Annotated in this window: 14 protein-coding genes and 1 tRNA gene; 6 read left to right on the top strand and 9 right to left on the bottom strand. The window is 59.0% G+C overall.

The window, feature by feature from the left end; all coding sequences use genetic code 11:
* Positions 1-51 precede the first annotated feature (51 nt).
* From M504_RS00895 to M504_RS00865, 7 genes are all read right to left on the bottom strand, one after another.
* Complete coding sequence (locus tag M504_RS00895) at positions 52-5,394, bottom strand: cellulose biosynthesis protein BcsC (protein ID WP_198137496.1); 5,343 nt, start codon at positions 5,392-5,394, stop codon at positions 52-54.
* A gap of 235 nt (positions 5,395-5,629) precedes the next feature.
* Positions 5,630-6,811, bottom strand: a complete 1,182-nt coding sequence (gene bcsZ / locus M504_RS00890; protein ID WP_047486880.1) for a cellulose synthase complex periplasmic endoglucanase BcsZ — start codon at positions 6,809-6,811, stop codon at positions 5,630-5,632.
* The gene (bcsA, locus tag M504_RS00885; protein WP_047486877.1) at positions 6,811-11,373 is read right to left on the bottom strand and encodes a UDP-forming cellulose synthase catalytic subunit; all 4,563 of its coding nucleotides are present in this window, start codon (positions 11,371-11,373) and stop codon (positions 6,811-6,813) included. Before bcsA ends, bcsZ begins: the two co-directional genes overlap by 1 nt.
* Positions 11,370-13,664, bottom strand: coding sequence for a cellulose synthase operon protein YhjQ/BcsQ (locus M504_RS00880; RefSeq protein ID WP_156993390.1), 2,295 nt, complete (start codon positions 13,662-13,664; stop codon positions 11,370-11,372). Before M504_RS00880 ends, bcsA begins: the two co-directional genes overlap by 4 nt.
* A gap of 267 nt (positions 13,665-13,931) precedes the next feature.
* A tRNA-Lys gene (locus M504_RS00875) sits at positions 13,932-14,007 on the bottom strand.
* A 134-nt stretch (positions 14,008-14,141) separates the two neighbouring features.
* Positions 14,142-15,626, bottom strand: a complete 1,485-nt coding sequence (rfaE1, locus tag M504_RS00870) for a D-glycero-beta-D-manno-heptose-7-phosphate kinase (protein WP_047486872.1) — start codon at positions 15,624-15,626, stop codon at positions 14,142-14,144.
* A gap of 9 nt (positions 15,627-15,635) precedes the next feature.
* Positions 15,636-16,667, bottom strand: a complete 1,032-nt coding sequence (locus M504_RS00865) for a glycosyltransferase family 9 protein (protein ID WP_232296109.1) — start codon at positions 16,665-16,667, stop codon at positions 15,636-15,638.
* A gap of 61 nt (positions 16,668-16,728) precedes the next feature.
* On the opposite strand from M504_RS00865, the gene M504_RS00860 reads away from it, so the two are divergent.
* The 6 genes from M504_RS00860 to M504_RS00835 all read left to right on the top strand — a co-directional run bounded on the left by M504_RS00860 (position 16,729) and on the right by M504_RS00835 (position 22,184).
* On the top strand, positions 16,729-17,421 hold the full coding sequence (locus tag M504_RS00860; protein WP_232296108.1) for a DUF4254 domain-containing protein: 693 nt from the start codon (positions 16,729-16,731) through the stop codon (positions 17,419-17,421).
* Positions 17,422-17,521: 100 nt separating this feature from the next.
* Positions 17,522-18,112, top strand: a complete 591-nt coding sequence (locus M504_RS00855) for a M48 family metallopeptidase (RefSeq protein ID WP_047486870.1) — start codon at positions 17,522-17,524, stop codon at positions 18,110-18,112.
* Between the two features lie 85 nt (positions 18,113-18,197).
* Positions 18,198-19,157, top strand: a complete 960-nt coding sequence (locus M504_RS00850; protein WP_052200764.1) for a D-glycerate dehydrogenase — start codon at positions 18,198-18,200, stop codon at positions 19,155-19,157.
* Between the two features lie 47 nt (positions 19,158-19,204).
* Positions 19,205-20,254: a uridine diphosphate-N-acetylglucosamine-binding protein YvcK gene (yvcK, locus tag M504_RS00845; RefSeq protein ID WP_047486866.1), complete on the top strand. Its 1,050-nt coding sequence runs from the start codon at positions 19,205-19,207 to the stop codon at positions 20,252-20,254.
* Complete coding sequence (locus M504_RS00840; RefSeq protein WP_047486863.1) at positions 20,251-20,847, top strand: GNAT family N-acetyltransferase; 597 nt, start codon at positions 20,251-20,253, stop codon at positions 20,845-20,847. Before yvcK ends, M504_RS00840 begins: the two co-directional genes overlap by 4 nt.
* Positions 20,848-20,873: 26 nt before the next feature.
* Complete coding sequence (locus tag M504_RS00835; RefSeq protein WP_047486861.1) at positions 20,874-22,184, top strand: pitrilysin family protein; 1,311 nt, start codon at positions 20,874-20,876, stop codon at positions 22,182-22,184.
* A 55-nt stretch (positions 22,185-22,239) separates the two neighbouring features.
* On the opposite strand, the gene M504_RS00830 is transcribed toward M504_RS00835, so the two are convergent.
* Positions 22,240-22,914, bottom strand: a complete 675-nt coding sequence (locus M504_RS00830; protein WP_232296107.1) for a PepSY-associated TM helix domain-containing protein — start codon at positions 22,912-22,914, stop codon at positions 22,240-22,242.
* Positions 22,895-24,463, bottom strand: coding sequence for a DUF2271 domain-containing protein (locus M504_RS00825; protein ID WP_232296106.1), 1,569 nt, complete (start codon positions 24,461-24,463; stop codon positions 22,895-22,897). Before M504_RS00825 ends, M504_RS00830 begins: the two co-directional genes overlap by 20 nt.
* Positions 24,464-24,476: the final 13 nt, after the last annotated feature.

Genomic DNA, 24,476 nt, shown 5'->3' with positions numbered 1-24,476 from the left:
AAAAAAGCACAGCCGAAGCTGTGCTTTTTATTCAACGAATGCATCAAGCGGTTATGGAACGCGTAGCGGACGGAGTCCTTCCATTGGGAACAGGCCCGTCGGATAGTCGTCCGTGGGGTACTGTGCCTTGAAAAGGTAACGCGCGAAGAAGGTGGGCTGCACCATCGTGTAGTTGTTAGTGTTGTTCGCAGCCAGCGCTCCACCCACGTACCAGTGTTCGGCCACTTGATAGCTGAACTGACCACCGATGTTGAAGTTGGCTCCTGTGGAGGTGCTCCGTGCGTTGTAGGCCGTGGCGCAGGTCTTCTGAGCAATCTCAGTCAGAGAGCAGCCAGAGAGTGAGCCGTTAAACAGCGCCACGCTGGCGGAGTCGGACATGGGATAGTACTTCGCCGTGTCCTGAACGAAGGTCTGCACGCCGATGGCACCGGCAACCGTGTAATGCCATTTTTCACGGTAATGACCGTTCCACGTGACGGGAACCGAACCCAGGAAGTAGACCTCGGGGCTGAAGTAGCCGCCGTTTCCGTACGTCAGTGGGATTTCGTTGTGAGCGTAGTGCATGCCGAAGAAGCTGCCACCCACGTTGAGCGAACCATACTGTGGCACCTGCCAGACGCGGAAGTATGCGCCCATGGTGCCTTCCAGCTTCTGGTTGTCAAGCACCTTGTAACCGTTGACCGTGCCACCGTCGCCGCTGATGTAGAAGCCTGACTTCTCATCACCGAAATCGAATCGGGCACCCACTGTGGTGGAGACCACGCCGCCCCAGATGTTGCCTGAGAAGACGGGGGTTACGGAACCCGGGTCACGGAGACCGGCGTACGAAAGCTGCGTATCCTTCACCGAGTCGCGCTCACCGAAGATCGTCAGGTGATTGAAGAAGCGCGCACGCGCGCGGCCGGTAATGTTGTTTACCAGGAACGAGTACGGCGTATAACCAACGGCCAGGCCAAAGTTCGTGCTCGTCATCTGCAGTTCGCCGCCAACGCCGGAAGAATACTGCGGCGCGGGAGAGGTGATGGCCGTGGCAGGCAATGTACCCAGTAGCGGTGTCGCAGTCGTTGCGCCCAGGGTGCCGAGATCGAGCGTTCCGCTGTTCAGGAAAACTGCCTTCGGGACAACGGAGAAGCGCACACGGTTGCCCGCAACGAAGGTGGCTTCGATGGGAGCTTCGTAATCGAAGAGGCGGTTGACGCCCGGTGTGCCGCTACGGAAGCGTACCCAACCACTGCCACCCACCCAACCGGAGTAGCTGGATTCCAGTGTGGCAAGGTCGAGTTCTGTCTGCTGACGCTCGTTGAGCGGTGGCGCTACCTTCTCGTTCGGATCGTAATACCCACGGAGAGGCGGCACGCTACGCGCGACCAGGTCGCCATCCGTGGGGATGCGATTGTTGCCGTTGTTGTATGGCGGTAGATCCGGGTATGGCTGCGTCGAAAGCTCGCTGGGCGCTGCCGGATAGAAGATCGGAGCTGACGCCTGACCCACGCCAGAAATCGAGGTGGCCGAACGCGAGCGAGTGGTGCGGTGAGCGGTGGTGGTGCCCTTGATCACAGGGCGCGTGGGTTGCGGATACTGCTGGCCGTAGGTGTTCTCGCTGCTCTGGATACCGTAGTTGTTGTACGAACGGCCAGGCTGAGTCGTGGTGGTACGCGTACTGCCCAGGCCCTGACGGTAGGTGTTGCCGTCATTGGTGGACGACGTGTCGTACGGCTGCGTATTCGTGGGTGCCGTCGCAGGCAAGGACGATGGCTGGCCCATCTGTCCGGGCGCAGGGGTTTGCGTGTACTGCGCACTGCGAGGCGTACCGTCGGCGATCTCGTCGGGCGGAGTACTCTGCCCCATCATGCCACGTGGGTCAGACTGGCGACGGCGCTGTGCGGCGGCTTCCGCAGCGGCGATCTCAGGATGTACCGTCTTCCCGCCGCGCTTGGTGTTGCTGACCGCGCGAGTAGGAACGTGCACGTCGCTGGGCGAGTACGTGACCATCGGTGTCGCGTTCTGCTGCGAGGGCGCAACGTAGGGGACGTACGGACCATAGACTTCGCCGTTGAACTGGCCAGTCTGCGCCCCTTCCCTGTGCGATCCCGCAAGATAAAGCGGTTCCGAGGTATTCCCGGACTGAGCCTGCTCGGTCGAACGTCGAATCTGTTCGTGCTGGTACGCGAGCGAGGCGTCTGGTGCTGTTCCTGGTAGGTCCGTCTCGGAGGAGAGCGGCTGTGCGCTTGCGGTTAGCGGAGCTTCCTGTGCATGCCCTGTTACATCCGGCATTGCGTAATTTTCCGAGACACCGGGATACACGATGGAGCCTGGGGCAGGCAGAGTGCCGGAATTCGGGACGTAGTCACGCAGACGCTGCGTGGAAGGTTGCTGACGCACCGTCGAATTGGGGTTCGCCATGTACGACGGCACCGTCGGCTGAGCGGTGTTGCCGTTGTAAGGCTGAGCGTATCCGGAACCCGGCAGCGGTGCCTGGGTACCAATCTGCACTGGAGCCTGGCCATACGAGTTCGACGCATTCGGAAGATACGGATGTGCCGGAGGCTGCGTCATGGGGGTGCCGTCCGGATTGCGATCTTCCTGTCCAGGAGCCAGAAGCTGCGCAAGGCCCTCGGCCTGCGTGGGGCTGGGCAGCTGGCGCGGGTTCAGCTGCGGCGATGGCTGGTTGAGGATGCTTGCCAGCTCCGAACCGGGGTCGGGCTGCGGCTGTGCCGCGAGCGATGCGCGGTAGTAATCGGCCGCACGCGTGCTGTCGCCACGGGCCTGCTCGAAACGGGCAGCAAGGTTCAGGATCTGGCCATCGCGGGGATACTGATCCAGCGCGTAACGCAGCCAGTTTTCGGCGTCCTTGAGATCATTCGCAGCGAGCGCGGAACCGACCGCGGCCTTGTAATCCGCTGCGGAGCCGGTGCTCATGTCCTGCGCTTTGAAAATGGAAACTGCCTGCTTGGGCAATCCGGCGCGGAGGTATCCGCCTGCCAGCGCCTTGATGACTCCGGGGTTATCCGGGAAGGCTTTCGCTGTGGCGTTCAGGATTGCGAGTGAGCGCTTCTCGTTGTTCGCAGCAGCGGATTGATTTGCTTTGCGAACGGCCCAATTGGCCCAGATCACCTGTACCGTACGGCGCTGTTCATCGGAAAGATCCTGGCGGCTGCCAAGCACCAACAACTGGCGATAGAGACCAACGTCGTTCTGCCCGTTAAAGAGCAGCCAGGCATTCTGAATGTCGATGTCTGCCGGTGGTACCGTGTGCTGGCTTGCGTAACGCTGCTGCACGCGGTTCAGGAAGAGCATGGCCTGCGAAGGCTGACCGAGGCTGTTATAGATATTGCCAATGGTCTGGAGATATTCCACGTCACCTTCGAGCGTCTTGCGCGTGGCCACTGGAATCTGCTGCACCTGCGCGAGAGCGTCGCGGTCACGGCCTGCGGTATGCAGCGCGGTCAGCAGCCCCTTCCATGCATCTACTCGATCCGGGTTTTCGCTAAGGATGCGCTGGTAGATGGGAAAGGCGTGTGCTGCGTCGTTGCGCTGAAGATACAGGCCCGCCAACTGCAGCTGGAGGGGCGCAGGGATGCGCTGGCCTGCAGTGTTCTGCTGCGCGATGGCGCGCTCCAACAGGCTTTGCGCGATGTCGTACTTGTTTTGCGATTGATAGATGGCTGCGGCGGTGCCGAGGAAGCCGGGGTCACGGAGCGCCTGATCGTAAACAACAGGCGGCATGCTCTCCAATGTCTGAATCGCGCCCGCATCGTCATGCATGGTGTGCAGAGTGTTAACTAATCCCTGCCATGCGAGCGCGTTCGTAGGGTCCGCTGAAAGTACCTGCCGGTACAGGCCAGCGGCCTGATCAAGATGGTTTGCCTGCAACAGCAGGCTGGCGTACTGAAGCTGTGTGTCTGCCTTCAGACCCTGCGCTCCCGCAGGAAAAGGCATATCGAGCGCCGAACGCAAAACGCGTTGTGCATCCGCATCGCGGCCAACTGCGGAATACGCCGATGCCAGCGAACGGAGATAGTCCGGATCACGCATGAGTTGCGTGCGGATGGTCTGCGGCGTGCGACGTTCTGTGTCGAGCGCAGCGGCAGCATGGCCAGCCTGATACTGCGACATGAACAGACCACGCCAACCTTCGATGGCCTGCGGCTTCAGACGGATGTATTCCTGATACGCGGCGCTGGCAGGTTCCGGCTGCTGCGCCTTGGCGAGTGTTCCCGCGAGTCCAAGCAACGCTTCCGGGCCAGCAGGACGGATAGCAAGCGCCTGTCGGTACTGCTGTTCGGCGGTGGTCAGGTCGTTTTCGTTGAGGGCGATGCCGCCCTCCTGAATTGTGTAGAAGTAACGCGCGGTGGTGAGGTTGGCGTCAAGCCCCTTGTCCGTCGCGCCTTCCTGCTTGGCCTGCTCCAGAAAGGAGATGGAGCCGCCGAAGTTCTGCTGATTCATGCGGACGTATCCCATGCCCGCAAGTGCGCGCGCATCGTTGGGATTCTTGGCCAGCAATGTCTTGAACCGCTCTTCCGCTTCGGTGAACCGCTTCGCATTCAGCGCGGCGTAGGCGGCACTCTGTTCTGCGTTGTATTGGCGGAGCTGAGCGTTTTCGGCCGGTTCTACATACGGTGCGGCTGGTGTACCGGCGCTGGGCTTGCGGCCTTTTGCTGCGGCGCGCTGATTCGCTTCTGTGGTGCGGAGCGCGTCCTGCAACTGCGCGTCCTTGTGCTTTGCGAGGTAGTTGCGGATGTCACCTGCCGAAGCTGGGTTCTGCGCATCCCACACGAGCGACTGCTTCAGCGCCTCGGCTGCCTGCGGATCATTGGGATGGCGCTCCAACAGTCTGCGGCCTTCCGCGCGCGTCTTGGGGTTGTACGTAAGGATGCGACCGAGAGCCACCTGATAACGCGAGTCCGCCGGGTAACGATCCATCAATGACCGCAGCGCTGCAATGGCGTGCGGACGACCGTCTTCCGTGGCAGCTTCTGTCTCGTAGTACGCCAGTGCCCACTCGCCCTGCGGCGGGTTGTTTCCGAAGACGGAGCGATAAATGCGCACGGCTTCTGCGTAATTTCCAGCGGCGGCAAGCTTGCCTGCCTTTTGCAATTCGGCGAGTTGCGCACCCTGCTGCATCACGCTTTCCGCGCGAGCGATGCCGGGATCGTTCGGATTGATGGAACGCAGGCGTTGCAGATAGGTGTTGGCCAGCGCATTGTTACCGGACATTTTGGCGGCGCGCGCCAGACCAGCGAGTGCGTCCGTATTGTTCGGATCGGCGAGCAAAACCTGTTGCCAGGTCTGCGCAGCCATATCCATGCGTCCGCGCGACTCCAGCGAACGAGCCTTATCCAACAAAGCCTGTGTGGCTGCGCTGGTGGCGGCGGGCTGTGTCTGTGCGTGCAAGCACAGTTCTCCTGGAGTGCTCAGAAGAACGGCACTCAGGAACAGAAGCGTCCGCCGGGATGGAGCCTTGTATGCCATTCAATTTGCCTCTGCGCTGGTACGCTGCCTGCGCATGCTAAGCCCCGCGACCTGGGGGTCAGGTTTGCCGTGTTCCCCACAGAATCTTACTCGTTTCTTGGGTGGAACAGCCGGTTTTTTTAGGGTTTACTCTTGTGGTAACAACTACTTGGCTACCCTATTTCCATTTCAGCCTGAGTTTTCCATCACGGTCGAAGTGAAAACGTCCCTCCTGCCAACCTGTCGCAAACATCGCAAGATTTTGGTCATAGTACAGAGAAGAGTGACCATAGAGGCCGGTGGCTGAGTCCTTGCTCGCCGTCAGGCGGTCGTTCTGCGACTTGGCCTGGCTCATGCGGCCGGTAGCGACGAGGTAAGGAATCATGGCCGCTGAAAATCCGACAGTGCCCTCCGGATTAAGGATTTTTCCGGTGGAATCTACCTGAAGGGGCGGCGTTGGAGCCGTTTGCATGTAGCGGCCCATGCCTTGCAGATAACCCAGCGACTCGGAGATTCCAACCGTGCCTTTGTCGGCCATGCCGAGCCAGAGATACACACGGATGGCTTCGTAAGCGCCGATCGGGGTGAAGTCTGTCTTGCCGGTGGCCAGCTGTGCCGGCGTTCCGCTGGGACGTACGCCTGTTCCTGCGGTGACCCAGTCCATGGCGTATCCGGCAGGAGAGCTTCCCTGGACGAGCATGGGATAGCTCTCCAGTAACGAGGCCCAGGGCCCCGTAGGAGAATCAAACCGCAGCCGTGCAACCACCTGCGGCGGCGTGTATGAGGGATTCAGAATGAAGATGTTTTGATCGGGATGAAAACCCTGTGGGCCTGGAAGCAACACGGCGCCCAACCCGGGTATCAGCGCGACTTCACTCTGAGCGATGTGATTTGCCAGTACAGTGCCGAGTTTCGCGAGACGATCATCCTTCCACATGCGTCCGGCTTCGACGAGATCGTAGGCCATCCAGAGATCAGCATCGGCTGCAGAGTTGGCGTCCAGCGTCTTCCATTGACCTTCCGGTGACTTGCCCCAATTCCATGCGGGAAGTCGCGCGGTCAGGTCGCCGCCAGCCAGATTGTCTTCTGTCCAGCGAAGCATCTTGTCAAAGGTGGGGCGGTCGTTTGTGACGAGCGCGAAGAACATGCCGTAAGCCATGCCTTCGCTGGTGGTGCGCTCGTTGGCGTCATGGTCAATGACCCGGCCCGACGCATCGACAAACTTCGCACGATAGGACTGCCACAGCGGCCAGGGAACCTCTGCCCGGCAGCCCGTCTGCGACAGCAACGTCACACACGCAATGGCAACCGCCGCAGTGCGACGGAAGCAATTGCGCCATCCTTTTCGTACTCCCAGCATTAGTCCTCTCCCTGCAACCTCAGTCGTGCACGACGGCGGAGCGATACACGGATGATCGTCGCCAACAGGATGGAGGCCAAGATCACCAGCACTACAACGGATGCGGGGAATTCAGAAAAGAACAACTGGAGACGTGTCCAAATCGACAACGAACCGATCTTGTAGACGTCGTTTCCGATTCGATACGAGACGAACTGTGTTCCGTGAAGCACGGCAACGGACTGCGAAATGTCCGATGACGAACTGACACGGAGGAAGGTAGAAAGGAACGCCGGAATGACGGAGTGGTCTCGCAGGGCAATCACAACCACGGAACGGTTGGAATGTGCAGGCCACTCCACACCCTCGATCAGACCGTCCGGAAGGCCACCCGAGACTTCCAACTCTCCTGTCTTCACGTGATCGGAGGAGCGAACCTTCCACCATGCGTGTTCCAGAGGAGCGAAGAAGCCCTGGGTATCGGAAATCTTCAGGCCGCTGGTCGAAGGCTGTACGGGCAGATGGTTGTTCAGTTTCGCGAAAGCGGTCTGATCTTCCACGGTGCCCATGACGATGTAGTCCTTCTTACCGTCGGACTTCAAGCCGTCGGGGCCGTCCACCGTTACGTCAATTGCGGGATAGCCGGTGGCAGCGCCGAAGTGGCCCATCAGGGTCAGGTAGGCTTCAATCTCGTCAGCTCCGGGGTTATCCGGCAGGATGAAGGCAGTCTGCGACAGGTCCTTGTACCGCGTGAATGGGAAGCCTGCATTTGAGAACAGCTCCAGATCCGGCAAAACAGCCAGATGCGGAATGCCACGGATGTCCAGATAGGAATCTTTGACGATGGCTCCCTGCAGGTTGAGCGGGGCCGTGTCCTGGCACTTGTTCTTCTTCGCGATCTGGAAGACGAACTTCAAGCTCATCGTCTGCGAGAACGGACGCATGTTGCCACGTGGAACGGGAATTTCTGTCTCAAGACGCGCGGAGGCTCGGTCGGCATGCGGCATGGGCGTGGACGAAACGTACGCCGTGTTCATGTAGACCTGCAGCGTGCTTTCGTTCGCCAATGGCACCGGGTTATACCGGTAGTCCATGTGGAAGATGATGTTGGCGCGGGAGCCGTAATACAGATCCGGCGGCAAGCGCATAAAGACGCCTACGGGGACAGAGCCATCGCCCTGCAGATCGCCGGTCTGCATCAGTTCGCCAACGGTTGTGATGCGATCCGTGGGCATCCATCGCGGTGCATCATCGGGCTCGCTGGGAGCAGGATGTTTGACGGATACGGATACCTGATTGCCCTGCCACATGTCCTTCTGAAGCGAGAGCGCCTGCGCTGCCAGAACAGCATCCGCAGCGGAATTTCCTGTGAGCACCAACACCTTGGAATAGGGGTCAGACGGATTGGTCCGCATGGCGATGGTGGGACCGCCCGTGGACTGTACGTTCAATGACGCCGGAAGCTCACCCGCATTCTCACTAATCAGGATGACGTTGCCCTGCGGGATTTGTCCGAACGATACCGGGAAGCGCACCTTGCGGTAATCAGTGAGTACGCCAAAGTAAGAGGCGACGATACCCGCGGCCTGCATCGCCTTGGTGGACGGCTGGTTCAGGAAGACGATGGGTACAACGGGATGCAGATTGACCGCAGCGTCATAGAACGGCAGCGGCAGCAGCTTCAGATCATCCTGCAAGGGCAATAGATTGCCAGTGAGTTCAATGGAGCTGTTGTTATCCACGTGGGACCACAGCGTGGAGTGCGAAGGATCTTCACACTGCAGCGTGTAATGGCCGATGAACTCAAAGGTGATCTGGTTGTCGCGGACGAGCATGTCCGCCGGCATTTCCAGCGTGGCTTCCAGCAGCGCGTTGTTCTCGCCGACTCGTGTGATCGAAAGCTTCTGGCTCTCTGCAACTTTCTCGTCCGGCGTCAGGTCCGGGGCCGCCTGCATCGGTTGCTGCGTCACTGGCAGCGTGGCGAACAGCGTACCGTTGACGGAAACCTTCAGATGGCTCAGCGCGGGCAGCAAGCCAGGAGAAAAGTGATAACGCAGATGCAGCGTTGCGGTTTTCACAACCTGCGTCTGCGGCACAGCGAAGTAGACGGAGTGGTATGCATCGACACCGCGCAGAACGACGGTGTCGGCAACGCCCACATCCTGCAGTGTGAAGACGTTGTCAAACTGTCCCGGCGGCATGACTCGTTGCTGCAAGGCGGAACCAGGTGTCACGCCCAGGGCGCCAACGTTTGCGGCACCGCTTTGCGGCGCGGGCGGCACTACTATGCCGGGGGCCTGCGCATGCGATGACACGCCGAGACCCAATAACATTCCCAGAGTGAGCAACAGCGCCAGCGGAGCAGCTCCCGAACTCAGCGCACCTTTACCACTACCTGCGTTCTTCTTCATCAGACCTCGGAAGGTTTCTCTCAACCCAATTACTGCAAGATGCAAAATGCGCGCCAGACTCTTCAGCGGACGGTCTGCTTCACGTGCCTCACCCCATCCCAGCCACGTATCAGCGCGCGAATAGAGCACCTGCGTCAACGTCTCTTCTTCCGTGATGGAGAGCGGATCAAACTGGGCACGAAGCTCTGTTCCGTTGACGCGAACGATTGTGGCAGGAAGCGACTCTTCTCCGTCCAGCACCGGGAAGTGTAGGCGTACCGGTTCCCCGCCTTCCACCATCGCGGCTTCATCCGTTTCCATCATGACGCCGCCGCTGGAAACATCGGCTGTCACACCGGTGAGCATGGTTCCATCAGGCAACTCAACCGTCACCGGCACCTGCATGGTGACGCGCACCGTTTGACGGCGCTGCTGGCTTTCCCAAGCCACGCCGCAGGCCACACCAAGAATCAGGACGTTGAAGCACGTCCACATGACGTTCATCAGAATCGTTCCGGGATGGGTGCCGTCATACATGTTCGCAAGGATGTTCAACGGCCAGATGAGACCGCTTCCCGGAAAGTGGAAGTACCTGGGAATCGCGCACAGGATGCCGAGGAAGCTAAACGCCAGCATCGTAAGGAACGGCAGTGCAATGCGCGAATCGAAGAACCTGCGACTGACCACACCACCCTTTGCCGTTACGTTGAACGAACCAAGTTTGGGGTTGAGGATGGCCATGAACGTCGGCAGAAAGATGTATGGCGCCAGCACGGTTTCGTAGATTTCGTTCCAGAACGAATGCCGGTGTTGCCCCTGGATGCGCGAGTTCGTCATGGACGACAACACAAGGTGCGGGAATGCGTAGGCCAGGATGGCGGCCCAGTAACCCGGCACGTTGGTGTGGCCAAGGACGAGGTAGATCAGCGGCGCAAAGAGGAAGATGAGACGCGGCAAGCCGTAAAGGAAGTGCGTCATCGCGTTGAAGTAGCAGAGCCGCTGCATGGGCTTGAGGCCCGGCGCAAACAACGGGTTGTCAGTACGCATGATCTGGATCATGCCGCGAGCCCAGCGAATACGCTGCTTAACGTGACCGCTGAGACGTTCCGTTGCCAGACCTGCCGCCTGCGGAATGTTGATGTACGCGGTGTTCCATCCGTTGATCTGCATACGCAGACTGGTGTGAGCGTCCTCCGTGACGGTTTCCACGGCGATGCCACCGATTTCATCCAGCGCTTCACGGCGCAGAACCGCGCAGGAACCGCAGAAGAAGGTGGCGTTCCAAAGATCGTTGCCGTCCTGCACGATGCCGTAAAACAGTTCGCCTTCATTCGGGATGGCGCGGAACTGTCCGAGATTACGTTCGAATGGATCGGGCGAATAGAAATGGTGCGGCGTCTGCAACATGCCAAGCTTGCGGTCGCGCATGAACCAGCCCACCGTGACCTGCAGGAAGGAGCGGGTGGGAACGTGGTCTGAATCGAAGATGGCCACGAGCGGCGAGCTTAGGCGCTTCAGAGCACGGTTGATATTGCCGGCCTTGGCGTGCGCATTGTCGTCGCGTGTCATGTAACCGATGCCCGCTTCTTCGCAGAAGATACGGAACTCTTCACGCTTGCCGTCATCCAGGACGTAGACGTTGAGCTTGTCCGCGGGCCAGTCAATGAGCGTGGCCGCGAGAGCCGTGTATCGAACCACGTTGAGCGGTTCGTTGTAGGTGGGAATCAGTAGGTCGATTGCGGGCCAGTCGTTAGGGTCATCTGGCAGCGGCACGGGGGTGCGACGCAATGGCCAGAGCGTCTGCATGTAGCCCAGATAAAGAATGGAGAACGAATACGCCTCCGCCAACACCAGCAGAAAGATGAAGAACGCATCCAGGCCGCCCCATTGCGATGCTGGATCCAGAAAGAACTTGATCACCGTGGAGATACGCCAATAGGCGTAACGGTATGTGGAGTAGCAGGACGCCATCATCAGCGTGAGCGTGATGAGGTACGACGAGGACGAACGATCCATCCATATTGCGATAAGAACCGTAACCACGCCCAGAATGGCCTGCTGCGGCCACGTGAGCTCCAATATGCCGGCGTACAACAACAAGCAAACGCAGCAGAAAACCACCACGGTGCGCAGTACAAGCATGGGATAGTTATCGCGCGTTTCGAACTCTTGCCAGAGTCGCGTTTCGGTCATCGTTCACTCCAGCGGGTGTTTCGCATACTGTTCTGCGCTGGTGCCGCAAGGTTGCGAGCCCACTCCGCCAGATGCATGTAATCCTCCGCAACCGGCGATTCCGGTGCGTAATCCATAACGGTCATACCTTCAGCCAGCGCCTCTGCAACAGCGGGTGAACGCCGGATCATTACTGGCAACAGGCGATCGCCCAGTTGTTGGCGCAGTACCTCGCGCACGTCCAGATGAAGTGGCAGCGAGGCATCAAACTGATTCAGAACATAGTAAGGACGGACTGGACGGCCCTCCGCATCCTGCGTTCCTGCAAAGAAGCGCTCCATGTTCTTGATGCCAAGAACGGAGTTCATGTCCGGCGTGATGGGGACGAGAATCTTGGCCTGCTTCTCTGCCAGACTGCGGCCCAACCATGCACTGGAAGTGTTCAGATCCAGCAAGACTCGCTGCGTTCCGCGGGTGTGGTGTGCAATCTCTTCCAGCAGGGCTGCCTGCCCTTCAGCATTCCCATTCAGCCGCTCCGCCTCGTAGTTCACCATGAAGACCGGCGCGGCCTTGCTATGTGGAGGAGGCGAGAAGGTCCGCACGACATCGGGCCGCAGTTCGCGTGCGCCGAAGTAATACGGGAGTAGTCCCTGGGAGGTGACGTCGGCCAGCAACACTCGTTCGCCCATGGCTGACAGGTTGCGTCCGACGGTGGCCACCATGCTGGTTTTCCCCACACCACCAGACAGTGACATGACGCAAAGTGTTGGCACCGGTACAGCCTTGTCTCGTGCGGGGAGAGCCGGATCAGAAGGAGTTTCCGTGTTCCCCACCAGTCCCTTCAAAGCGAACCAGCGCGCGGCAACTCGTTCGCGCGATTGCTGGAGAGTATCTCCGGACGGACGCGGGCCCTGCTCTTCAGGGGAGCTCTCTTCGCCATAAGCGCGATGTTCGCGCGAGGAAACACGCTCCTGGCGCTCAAGAGATTCCGCTGCAAGGCGGTCCGGGCGCGACGATTCATCGGAAGGTACCCGTGTATCTCGTCCCAGCCATTCCGGACGCTCTTCTCGCGAACGCGAGGATTCCTCTCGCTGCTCTGGAGGCATACCGGCATCAGACCAGCGGCCATCCGTGGGAAGACGACGCATCACATTCGGAGCTTCACCGCCCTCCGAAGCTGCCGACATTCCGCTCACAGGCCGGGAGGCGGATTCCTCGCGCGAGCGACGAGATGTGCGAGCCGAAATGTCCGTTGCCGATTCGCGACGGCGCGCGCGGGAGTTGTCGAGTACATGGGCGTTACCCGGCTCCGGGTCGAGCGGACGCATCGCACGGCGCTCCGACGAATCTACCGATGCAGACGAGGGCCGGGAGGGAGGGACGCGCGGTGGAATATAAAGACCGCCCGGAGCGGAATTGAGATCGGAAGGCGAACGCGGCGCAGGCGGGACAAAAGACGAACCACCCTTGCGGTCCATCTGGTGGTCGTAGTAGCCGTTATCGTCGACGTCGTTTGCGCGCATATCGACGGGGCGATGCAGGCGCTCGGCCTCATCGGGCCGATTGCGCTCACGCATCTCTTCGGGTGTGTCAGACCGGCGTTCCTGGTAAGCTCGGCCTTCCGAATAGTGAGCATGTTCTGGTCCGGTTGCCGCAGAGATTTCCGCGCTCCCTTTTGACCGATGGTAATTTTCCGCAATTCTGCGCTCCGACGAAAGACGCTGCGGAACGGAGCTACGGACACCCTTGCCCGGAGCAAATACCGTGGGTTCAAGATGGCCCGCGTAATAGTAGGGATCGTCGATTTCACCTGGCAGGTATTCGCGCCTGGAGTCGCGATAGCGCGCGTCGGCTTCTGCGTAACGTGCAGCCTGCTCTTCGGCACGGCGACGCGCGTCTTCCATCTGACGCTGCGCATCTTCCATTGCTCGCTTCAGGTTCTCGGCCGTCTCCACGTGACGCTGAGCGGCCGCGCGTTCGCGGTTGGCGTGCTCCTCGGCAAGCTGGCGAGCCTCTTCCGCTTCCTTGCGGTCGGTTTCGTCGGCTGCGCCCTGCTCTCTGAGGCGCGCCTCCTCCAACTCCCGAGCGGCCGCCTCTTCCATGGTGCGAGCGGCATCCAACTCGGCCTGACGTTGGGCTTCCACCATACGGTGGCGCTGCTGGGCCCGGTGCTCCCGGCGTTCTGCAGAAAAGTCTCGATACTTTCCACCATGGACATTTGCCCACGTATACAGAACAGCGACGTCTTCCGGAGTTTCCGGGGCTTCCGTGCGATTCTCGTCTTCCGCCGGATTCATGCTGCTATCGTCCATGCTTCCGCTTCTCTCTGCCTGCTTCGATGCCACTCTCAGAACCGCCGCAATGACAAAAGCGGCCACAGCGGGCCGTCGCCGATTTCGACCCGGCAATCGGACGAGATTTGCACATCAGCTGGTGCGAAATGCACCTGCTTGAGGAGAGGCTACGTTCCTTAACATTTCAAGTCAACCGGAGTATCTGCCACTAAAGTTGCAAGAGAACCCGAGCGGGAACGTCCGAACTATTTTGGGAAAAGACATCGGGGAAGAAACAGGCGGGAGTGGTGAGAGGTCTGGGGCTCGAACCCAGGACCAGCGCCTTAAAAGGGCGATGCTCTACCAACTGAGCTAACCTCTCGAACAATTTAAGAATACCTGATTCCGGCCAGAATGTCGGCCTGCATGAGGGTGGAAGAGTGGCTCAGATTTCCTGAGCGCACCATTCGCGATACTCCTCGAACGTCTCCAGTCGCTGATTGTGAGTTTCCAGCGCTACTTTGTGAGGCCGGCTGTCATCTTCTTCACGATATTTGTCGTGGAGAAGCCTTCCACCGTGGGCACAATCTCCACGCGTCCGCCCGATGCCAAGACGTCCTCATGGCCGACGACCGTTTCCACCGAATAATCTCCACCCTTCACCAAAACATTCGGCTTCAGAGCGCGGATCATTTCCAGGGGCGTCTCCTCGTCGAAGAGAACGACCATGTCGACGCAACCCAGAGCCGCCATCACACGTGTGCGTTCGTTCTGGCCCACGATGGGACGCGTCGGTCCCTTCAGTTCACTCACGGACCGATCCGTATTCATCGCCACGACCAACTTCGAACCAAAGCGGCGGCAATCTTCCAGCAGAGTGACATGGCCGATATGAAGAAGGTCAAAACAGCCGTTGGTGAAGACCACCGTTTCACCGGATTCCTTCCATTCAGCGATGCGCGCCGCTGCACGATCGAGATCCAGCACCTTTTCACCGGAAGTGATGCCACCAGAAACAGTGAGTTCCGCAACAATCTCATGCGCGGCCACAGGTACTGTTCCCAGCTTCGCAACAACGATGCCCGCCGCGATGTTCGCGAGGTCTACAGCGGTGCCTACCTGCAGACCACCAGCTAGGCCGGCTGCCAGCGTCGCGATGACGGTATCGCCAGCACCCGATACGTCGAAGACTTCGCGAGCGCGTGAGGGCGAATGAATCTCTTCAATTTTGCCGTCTGCGTGAATTACGCGAATGCCCTTCTCACTCATGGTGACCGTGAGGTAATCCATATGCAGAGTGCGCAGCAGATCTCGCCCTGCCTGCAACAGAGCGTCGGTCTGGTGTACAGAAACCCCGGTTGCCATGCTCAGTTCATGCAGATTCGGACTGATCGTGGTGGCGCCGCTGTACTTAGTCAGATCGCGTGTCTTGGGGTCCACCAGAACAGGAACACCTGCGGAACGAGCAGCTTCGATCACGGCATGGCATAACCCGTTGGTCAACGCGCCTTTTGCGTAGTCCGACAGGATGACCGCCTGGACAGAGGCGACGGCCTTCGTAGCGAAATCACGAAGTGCATCGCAATCTTTATCGCTGTGATCGTCGCGGCTTTCGACGTCGATGCGCATCAGCTGCTGCGTGCGACTGACGACACGAGTCTTCGCGATGGTTGGAAGTCCGCAATCAACGAGACCTGAGGAGTCAATGCCCGATCCTGCAAGGAGTGAACGCAATTCTCTTCCCGCGCTGTCATCTCCCACAAATCCTGCGAGCGTCGCCTTCAGACCAAGTCCGGCAAGATTCATGGCAACGTTCGCTGCACCGCCAGGTCGGGAATACTCACGAACCTGCCGCAGAACTGGAACAGGCGCTTCCGGCGAGATGCGTTCCACATCGCCCACAATGTAGCGGTCAATCATGACATCGCCAACTACCAACACACTGAGACGGCCGAAGCCATCCTCCAGCAGGTCAAGTACCTTGTGCAACTCGGGAAGCATGCCTCTCCTTCAAGACGTCTTTGCGACGGACACCTTCATGGTAGCCGTAAGCGCAGCCAATACTTCGTCGACGGTGATAGAAAGCAGACATTTGCGCTTTTGTTCAATGCAGGTCTCCAAAGCGCATCCCCAACAGTCCACATGGTGGTAAATCACACGATGATGTTTTCCGAATGGGAACCACATGCGTGGCTTGTTACGTGCTGCGAAGATGGCCACGCAAGGTGTTTGCACCGATGCTGCAAGATGCATCGGGCCGCTATCATGCCCGAGAAAGACTCGGCATCTGCGGAAGGCAGCGGCACTCTGTCGCGGCGATAGCTTGCCGCAGAGATTCACAACAGGACCGGCTCCCTCAACAGAACGCCAGCCATCGGCTGCAAACTCGCTTGCCTCTGATTCCTCCGGAGCACCGGCAAGTACGAGGCCGTGGTTCGGATACAGGTCTGCAACTCGAGCCAGTAGAGCGCGCCAGTTATCGCGCCCCCAATCCTTTGCCTGCACCTTAGTTCCCACACTGACGGCGATGCACGGCATATGCGCTACGGGTTGCAGAAGAAGATCGGCAGCGGCAACTTCATCGTCTGAGAGCCGCATATCCCAGCTCGCAGACTCGTTCAGGTATGCCTCGCCCAGGGCGCCGATGTTACGCGCCAGTCTTGAAGCTTCTGGCTCTAACAAGCCTGCCGCATCCACGCGGCAACGCTGCATGTCTTCTGTAACGGGAATGCCGATGACGTTGCGGATACCGCAGATTGTGCGGAAGAAGCGCAGATCACGCTCGGCGGTGACAGTGCCGCGCGCCGCCATGAGGTAGACCATCGCGTTCGGACGGAAACGACGGATGCGAAAGACAAGCTTCAGCAGTTCCCACGGGCTACGTGTACCTACCGTGTAGCGCTCATAGCCGTGGATGAGCCCGGAGTCGCCCAGAACCGCGGCAGCAGCAGGCGCCTTCCCTGAAACAGGGAAGTTTGTCAGTAGTCTGCGATCCGCCATGGGGAACGCGCGTTCCACCAGATGAAGCGATGGAAGTGCCACCAGTGTGTCACCTAAACTTCCCAGTCGATAAATCAGAACCCTACGCGCTGATCGGCTGATAGTGGCACTCCTGCCCGTTCCCGTTACACTCATTCTGACCTGCATGCTACACGCCAACTCCACTTTCGACCCCACGCCAGAAATGACACATCTGCTTGATGCGCATGCGGAAACGCTGCGTTTTGCGGAACACACAGCAAGCTGGCACGTTGTTAACTCAGAGGCTTCTGACGCTGATTTATTGCTGCGTTTACATCGCAGTAACTTTGACTTATGGCACCTGGAAGATCGAGCACGCGACACAGGCGCAACCGATGCAGTGATCGCCCAGGTGAAGCGCGAGATCGACCAAACCAATCAACGTCGCAACGACCTGGTAGAGAAAGTGGACAACGCATTGATGTCCGCGCTGACTACTGTGAGTTTACCCAATCCTGAGTCTCCGTTGCATTCCGAGACACCAGGCATGATTTTGGATCGACTGTCGATTCTCTCTTTGAAGATCTTTCATACCGAAGAAGAAACTCACCGGCAGGATGCGACAGAGGAGCATCGGGAACGCAACCGTCAGCGACTCGCCATCCTGCAGGAACAAAGCTCTGCGCTAGCGGGCTGCCTGGCCGAGTTGTGGCAACAGGTGGTTCATGGCGAGCGGCGTTTTCAGCTTTATCGGCAGATGAAGATGTATAACGATCCCACACTCAATCCAGTGCTGTACGCTGCGGCGGAGCGCAGCCGAATGCCACGCCCTTGACCGCGCCGCAACACTCCCGTATAACGCATAGCGAACACCCGTTGCCAACTTCATCCGTCCCCCAAGCCAACCAGGCATACGGAAAACTTTCAGGACACTCATGCCAGCCGCAAAATCTGCAACCTCCAAGCCCTCTGCAAAGCCCGGCAAGACCACTACGACCGGAAAGCCCTCACGCACCATCGCAGGCACCGTGGCGCCTGCGCAGGACGAACTGCGGCAGGAGATTCTGCGGCAGTACGAAGAAGCCGTTCGCGCGATGCAGCAGGGCAACTACGCTGCCGCACATCCATCGCTGGAAAAGCTTCTGCAGATCGCTCCGTCGGAATTCATCGACCGCATCCGCATGTATCTTGCCGCGTGCGTCGCACAAGCGAACCGTAAGACAGCGACCTTTACGTCTGCGGAAGAGAGGTATGACTACGCCATCTCACTGCTGAACGACGGGCAATTTGAAGATGCGCGTGAGCACCTCAACGAGATTCTGGATGGCAACTCCGAAGCCGACTATGCGTTCTACGGCCTGGCAGTGCTTGCATCGGTCACCGGCGACTCGCATAACTGCCTGGAAAAGCTTACGGAGGCAATCCGGCTGAACGGCCAGAACCGCATCCTGGCCCGCTCCGACTCCGACTTTCAGGACATGACAGACGATCCGCGGTTCACCGAACTGCTGTATCCGGAAGCGTAGAAAAAAACTAAACATCCGAACCTGGGCCGGCATCTTGTCGGCCCAAGTTCTTGGTGCCGATCTGACTGCCGCTAACATGGACTCCATGAAGCCTATCCTTGCCGTGGCCCGCCACTTCACCCCCGAGGTGGATGCACGCATTAACCGCGATTTTGAGCCCCGCTGGAACCCCAACGAACAGCCGTGGACGCAGGACGAGTTACTGCAGGCAGCCGACGGCGCTGATGCCATCCTCGTGTCGCCGGTGAACAAGCTGGATGCGCGCTTCTTTTCCCTGCTCTCACAGTCCGTCAAAGCGATCGCCACGTTTTCCGTGGGGTACGACCATATCGACCTGGCAGCGGCGCGCGCCAGAGGCATCCCTGTGGCACACACACCGGGCGTGCTAACCGATGCGACCGCGGACGTAGCCATGCTGCTGCTCCTGGGGGCCTCGCGCCGCGCATACGAGGCGCAGCAGCGGCTGCGCAGCGGTCTGTGGGCGTCCTCCAAGGGTGATCTGCTGGGTGTGTCACCACAAGGCAAGGTGCTGGGCATCTATGGCATGGGACGCATCGGTCAGGCGCTGGCGCATCGCGCGCGTGCCTTCGGCATGCAGGTGCACTACAACAATCGCCGCCAGCTACCACCAGAAGAGGAACAAGGTGCTGTCTTCCATGAGGACGTGGCTTCCCTGCTGCATGTAAGCCAGTTCCTTTCGCTGAATGCACCTGCATCAGAGGAGACGCGGCACTTCCTTCGCACAGAAAACATCGAACTGCTTCCCGCTGGCGCAATCGTCATCAACACGTCACGCGGCGGGCTGGTGAAGGACGACGACCTGATTGCAGCGCTAAAGTCAGGACGGATTGCCGCGGCAGGACTGGACGTTTTCGAAGGCGAACCCAAACTGAATCCCGGTTATCTCGATTTACCCAACACGTTCCTACTACCCCACATTGGCAGCGCCACAGTGGAGACTCGCACGGCAATGGGCATGCTTGCGTTGGACAACATTGAGGCCGTACTGAACGGAAGTCCTGCCCCGACTCTTCTCCGGAATTGAACCGAAACCTGCGCAATTTCGCATAACGGAACGGGTACACTCCAGAGATGCCTGACGCTTCAGCAAAACAGCTTCGTGTAGTGGCGATTGGTGGAGGCACGGGCCTCTCCACGCTGCTGCGTGGCTTGAAGCGCTACGTGGACCCGGCAGATGCAAGCGAACAAAGCAACAACGCCTGTCTCAACGTACCGTGCCGCATTCGCAAACTGTCTGCGCTGGTCACGGTGACGGACGACGGTGGTTCATCCGGGCGACTGCGTGAGGATCTGCAGATTCACCCGCCGGGCGATGTGCGCAACTGCGTCGCAGCTCTCAGCGAAGATGAACAACTGCTGACCAAGCTGTTCCAATATCGTTTCCCAAGTGACGGAACGATGCATGCCCTCTCGGGTCATTCGTTTGGCAATCTTTTTCTTGCAGCTTTGACGGCCATTCACGGCGGCGATTTCGCCAAGGCGGTGCAGGCCTCGTCCCACATTCTGGCGGCGCGTGGCAACATCTATCCTGCTACCAACTCGCATGTAACGCTATCGGCCGTCATGGACGATGGTTCTGTAGTCCACGGCGAAACGAACATTACCGCGTCGAGACATCGCATAGCAGAGCTGCGCATGCATCCTTCGGACGCGCCTCCTATGCAGGAAGCCCTCGAGGCCATTCGCGAAGCGGACCTCATCACGGTAGGCCCGGGATCACTCTTCACTTCCCTCATTACCAACCTGTTGGTGAAAGGCATTCCTGAGGCGATTGCCACCTCGAAGGCGAAACGTGTGTTCATTGGCAACCTGATGACGCAGGCGAACGAATCCATTGGCCTGACCGCGTCGGAACACATGACACGCATCCAGTCGCACACCGGCGGACAACGGCTGTTCGACTTTGCGTTGCTGAACACCGCCCCCATCTCGCCAGCGCTGTTGCAGCACTATGCGAGCGGTGGCCAGCAGCCCATTGAAAATGATTTGGACCGCATTCGCGCTATGGGTGTAACCCCGGTTACGGGCAGCTTTGTGTATGAAGGCGTTGTGCTGCGTCACGACTACGACCGCGTGGCAGATGCACTGATGGAGCTTGCCGAACGCGAGCCATCGCAATGAACCACACGCCAATGCTGGAAGGCTACGGCGTTCGACTTGAGCCGCTATCCTCGACACACATTCCTGCACTGACGCAGATTGCTCTGGATGAATCCATCTGGCGTTACATGAATGTTCGCCCGACCTCGCCCGACGACGTGATGAAGCATGTTGAGGATTCTCTTCTGCAAGCTGAACAGGGGCTGGTAGAAGCATGGGTGACCTTCGTCGGCGACGAAGCAGTTGGCGCCACCCGGTTTCTGGATATCCAAAGAGCGCATCGCGGCGCGGAGATCGGTTTTACATGGCTGGCGAAGGCGTGGCGTTCCAGCGGCGTGAATCCGCGCGTGAAGCTGCTGCAGTTGACCTACGGCTTTGAAACGCTGGGACTACGGCGCATCGCGCTCAAAACTCACCATGAGAATGTGCATTCGCAGAACGCCATGCTGAAGCTGGGCGCGCAGTATGAAGGGACCTTCCGCAACCACATGATCATGCCCGACGGATCGACGCGGCATACGAAGTGGTACAGCATCACAGCGGAGGACTGGCCTGACGTGAAAGCACGGCTTTTGAAACGCATTTCGGGCGAACCGATACAGCGCAGAGCCTGACGCCCGTCGACCGCTACAATGGAAGGATGGTCGAAACCACTCCCCTTGCGGAGAATGCCGCATCCAATGAACGCAACATCCGCCGCACCACTCTGCCGAACGGCATGATGGTGCTGACCGAACGCATGCCGCATGTCCGTTCCATCAGCCTGGGCGTCTGGATTGGCACCGGATCGCGCGACGAACAGGCGGAAGAGAACGGCCTGTCTCATTTTGTAGAACACATGGTCTTCAAGGGCACCACGACCCGCTCTGCACGCGACATTGCGCGCGAGACCGATGCCATCGGTGGCAATCTGGACGCATTCACCGGCAAAGAGACCGTCTGCTTCAACATCAAGGTGCTGGACACGAATGTGCCTGCCGCGATGAACATCCTTTCTGATCTGGTCCTGAACCCGACGTTCAGCGCCGACGACATTGCGCGCGAACAGTCCGTTGTCCTAGAAGAAATTAAGATGGACGAGGACAATCCCGATTACCTCATCCACGAGATTCACACGGCAAACTTCTGGAAGAACGATCCGCTGGCACGCTCGATTCTGGGCACGGCAAAGACCGTCTCCAGCTTTGATGAAGCTGCGGTACGCCGTTTTCATTCTGAGCGCTTCGTGCCTTCCAATATGGTCTTCTCTGCCGCAGGACACCTCGAACACGAAGAGATGATTGCAGAGGTGACGCGCTACTTCGGCGCGCTGGCAGCAACCCCTGGCACGACGACACGTTTCCCTGAACCCTCAGCTACGCCACACATCACGCTGCGCAACAAGAAGTCGCTGGAGCAGGTACAGATCTGTCTTGGCGTTCCTGCGCCGCGTGTGGATCATCCTGATCGCTATGCGCTGTACCTTCTCAGCAGCATCCTTGGCGGCGGCATGAGTTCCCGGCTGTTCCAGTCGGTGCGCGAAGAGGCTGGGCTGGCGTACTCAATCTACTCAGAACTGTCGCCCTTCCGCGACACCGGCGCGCTGAGCATCTATGCCGGAACGTCGATTGAGAAGACGCAGGAGATGCTGCACCTGATCCTGGAAGAGTTCCGCCGCATTAAGGCGGAGCCTGTCAGCGAAGATGAACTGGACCGCGCCAAGAATCAGAGCAAAGGCAACATCGTGCTGGGGCTGGAAAGCTCCTCATCGCGTATGAGCAATCTCGCGCGTCAGCAGATGTACTACGGTCGATTCAACACCGTCGACGACATCATTGCCGACGTGGATCGCGTTACCGCTGCCGATGTGCAACGCCTTGCTGTGGAGCTGCTGAAGCCAGAGAGAATTTCACTGACCTTGTTGGGAAATCTCGGCGAGCTGAAAATTACTCGCGACGATCTCACTTGCTAAATGCAAAAAGCCTCGCTCGCGATGGATTCATCGCGAGCGAGGCTTTTTTGTTCTTCTACGGTACCCAGATGCGATAGAGCAGTAAGCACAAAGCTGTTGCAATCGCGGCCAAGAGCAGACCGCTGGTACGGCGCTTGTAGATGAAGAAGATCAGCACCAGTCCTGAGAGCGACACAAGCGTCAGCAGGATGGCTGAGCCGTCGATGACCCACGACCACACCTTGCCGCTGTCGCGCCCCTTGTGAAGGTCGTTGATGACGGCGACGAATCCTGCTTTGGTCTCCACCACCTGGTACTTCCCTGTGGCGCGATCTACCGTTGTGTCTGCGCTATAGCCGGGGCCGCGAAAGCTAAAGGTGATCTGGTCATCATCCACGCGCAGGTCTTCGGTGTTCACCGCGCCGTGTACGTGGTCCGTGTTGCGGATATGTTCCACAATGGCCAGCGTGTCCGGATGATCCTTCGGCCCCATCTCTTTCGCCGAGAGTGAACCGTTAAGGTTCTTAACCACCTCACCATGCGAAAAATACTCGGCGTGGTTAAGTGTGAGCCCTGTTACGGCGAAGAACAGCACCACGGCGAAGCTCACCATGGACAGGTAGATATGCAGCCAGCGCGAGATAATCGCGGTCTGCTTACGCAGACGCACCCGGAAAGGCTGTTTCGCCTTTCCGGGTGTGCTGTGATGACTTTCGGGTTTGGTGGAAGGACTAGTGTTTACGGTAGTCAAGCTGCACCGCTCCCAGTTCTTCGCTCGCCGGCAACGTCTTTGCAGAAGGCGTGCCATCGAAGTTGATTTCCTGACGCAACAATGAGTGTCCGCCGTGTTCACGTGCGGCCTCAATCACCACGGTGTACGTTCCGGCCTTCACCAGCTTGCCGTTGTTGTCTTTACCGTCCCACTTCAGCGTATACGCACCGGGAACGCGCGTGGCGCTGGAGACCGTCGCGGAGATGTCCGTGCCCTCGCTCAGATTGCGAAGCTGGTCATCGCGATACCAGCCCTTCAATTCATTCAGCCAGCGCGGATTCTTGAACCACAGCGCAATGGTGCGAACGGGATACTTGTCCTTGTCTTCAATCCATACCGCAACGTACGGACGGCGGTAACGCGGATTGTCCATACGCGGCAGTTCCAGCTTGATCTGGAGTTCCATGGACTGGTTCCAGTTCGTGCCAGCCTGCGGCGCAGCAGCGCCCGCCTTCACGATGTATGCAGCGCGCTCCAACTTCGGCTCTGCGTAGTTCGTCCAGCCCTTGCTGCGAATCTCTTCGCCAGACGCAGTCACGATGAGATATTGCGCATTAGGATGACGCTCCATCAACGCCTGCGATTCACGCGGCGACAGGATGGACAACGCTGTGGCGAGTGCGCCTGCGGTGGTTGCATCCTGTGCGATAACGCTGGAGGACAGCACCTGCGCTGCAGGCGTAGCCGTGCGCGGGTCGATGATGTGGGACATGCGCTCGCCTGCAACATCAAAGCCGCGGCGATAGCTGCCGCTGGTTGCAATGGCACGATCGCGCAACACGACTGTGTCGATAGCTGCATCGTTCTCTGCGTGTGCCTGCGGATTGGCAACGTCAACGCGCTGCGTCAGCGCGCCACGAGTTACGATGTCACCGCCCACGTTCAACATCACGCCGGTTGCGCCGGCGTGCAGAGTGGCCTCCGCAGCCTTCTCCGTGATCCAGCTCTTGGTAAACGTAGCAAGGACCAGCGGAGCATCGCTGAGACGCGTTGCTGTGCCGTTGGTGCGATCTAACGACCAGTGGGGCTGCTTCATCGCCTGCACCGCAGCAGCAAGCTGTTCCGTAGAAGGTGCTGCACCCTTTGCGGCAGGGCCACGCCATACCTTTGCTGCGGTCTCGCTGGAAGCGTTCAGAACGCCACCCGTCTCACCCTGCCATGCATCGAAATGCGCCAGCACCTCCATCAGCTCCGGCGATACTTTTACCGCAACTCCGCGCGTCTTCTGCCAACGCGAAAATTCGCTGTCCCCATTCCATGCGCTAAGCTTCGAGGAAAGACGATCGAACTCTGCAAGAGCAGCCTTCTCCGCCACACGGGCGTCGTGCTGCGACGGTGCGCTGATGGCCGCGTCCAGCGATGTTCCCAACACGTTCTCATGCGAGAAGCCCCATGTACCCGCGGCATCCTTTGCCGGTGCCATGGCGGGTTCTGCAGCATGTGCCGCAACAAAGCCCGGCAGAACACTAAACGCAATCGCAGCAAGTGACACTGCGCCATTTTTCATCTTCGAAACTGTCTTATTCACCTGAAAATCTCTC

Origin of the sequence: Terriglobus sp. TAA 43 (assembly GCF_000800015.1) — a bacterium.
GTDB lineage: Bacteria > Acidobacteriota > Terriglobia > Terriglobales > Acidobacteriaceae > Terriglobus.
The sequence above is the reverse complement of the archived record's forward strand: the minus strand, read 5'-3'. Positions and strand labels throughout refer to the sequence as shown.

Excerpts from the sequence above, each read along its gene's own strand:
- bcsA (WP_047486877.1), bottom strand. The coding sequence starts at position 11,373 with ATGACCGAAACGCGACTCTGGCAAGAGTTCGAAACGCGCGATAACTAT.
- M504_RS00840 (WP_047486863.1), top strand. The coding sequence starts at position 20,251 with ATGAACCACACGCCAATGCTGGAAGGCTACGGCGTTCGACTTGAGCCG.
- rfaE1 (WP_047486872.1), bottom strand. The coding sequence starts at position 15,626 with ATGCTTCCCGAGTTGCACAAGGTACTTGACCTGCTGGAGGATGGCTTC.
- yvcK (WP_047486866.1), top strand. The coding sequence starts at position 19,205 with ATGCCTGACGCTTCAGCAAAACAGCTTCGTGTAGTGGCGATTGGTGGA.
- M504_RS00855 (WP_047486870.1), top strand. The coding sequence starts at position 17,522 with ATGCCAGCCGCAAAATCTGCAACCTCCAAGCCCTCTGCAAAGCCCGGC.
- bcsZ (WP_047486880.1), bottom strand. The coding sequence starts at position 6,811 with ATGCTGGGAGTACGAAAAGGATGGCGCAATTGCTTCCGTCGCACTGCG.
- M504_RS00880 (WP_156993390.1), bottom strand. The coding sequence starts at position 13,664 with ATGGACGATAGCAGCATGAATCCGGCGGAAGACGAGAATCGCACGGAA.
- M504_RS00835 (WP_047486861.1), top strand. The coding sequence starts at position 20,874 with ATGGTCGAAACCACTCCCCTTGCGGAGAATGCCGCATCCAATGAACGC.
- M504_RS00850 (WP_052200764.1), top strand. The coding sequence starts at position 18,198 with ATGAAGCCTATCCTTGCCGTGGCCCGCCACTTCACCCCCGAGGTGGAT.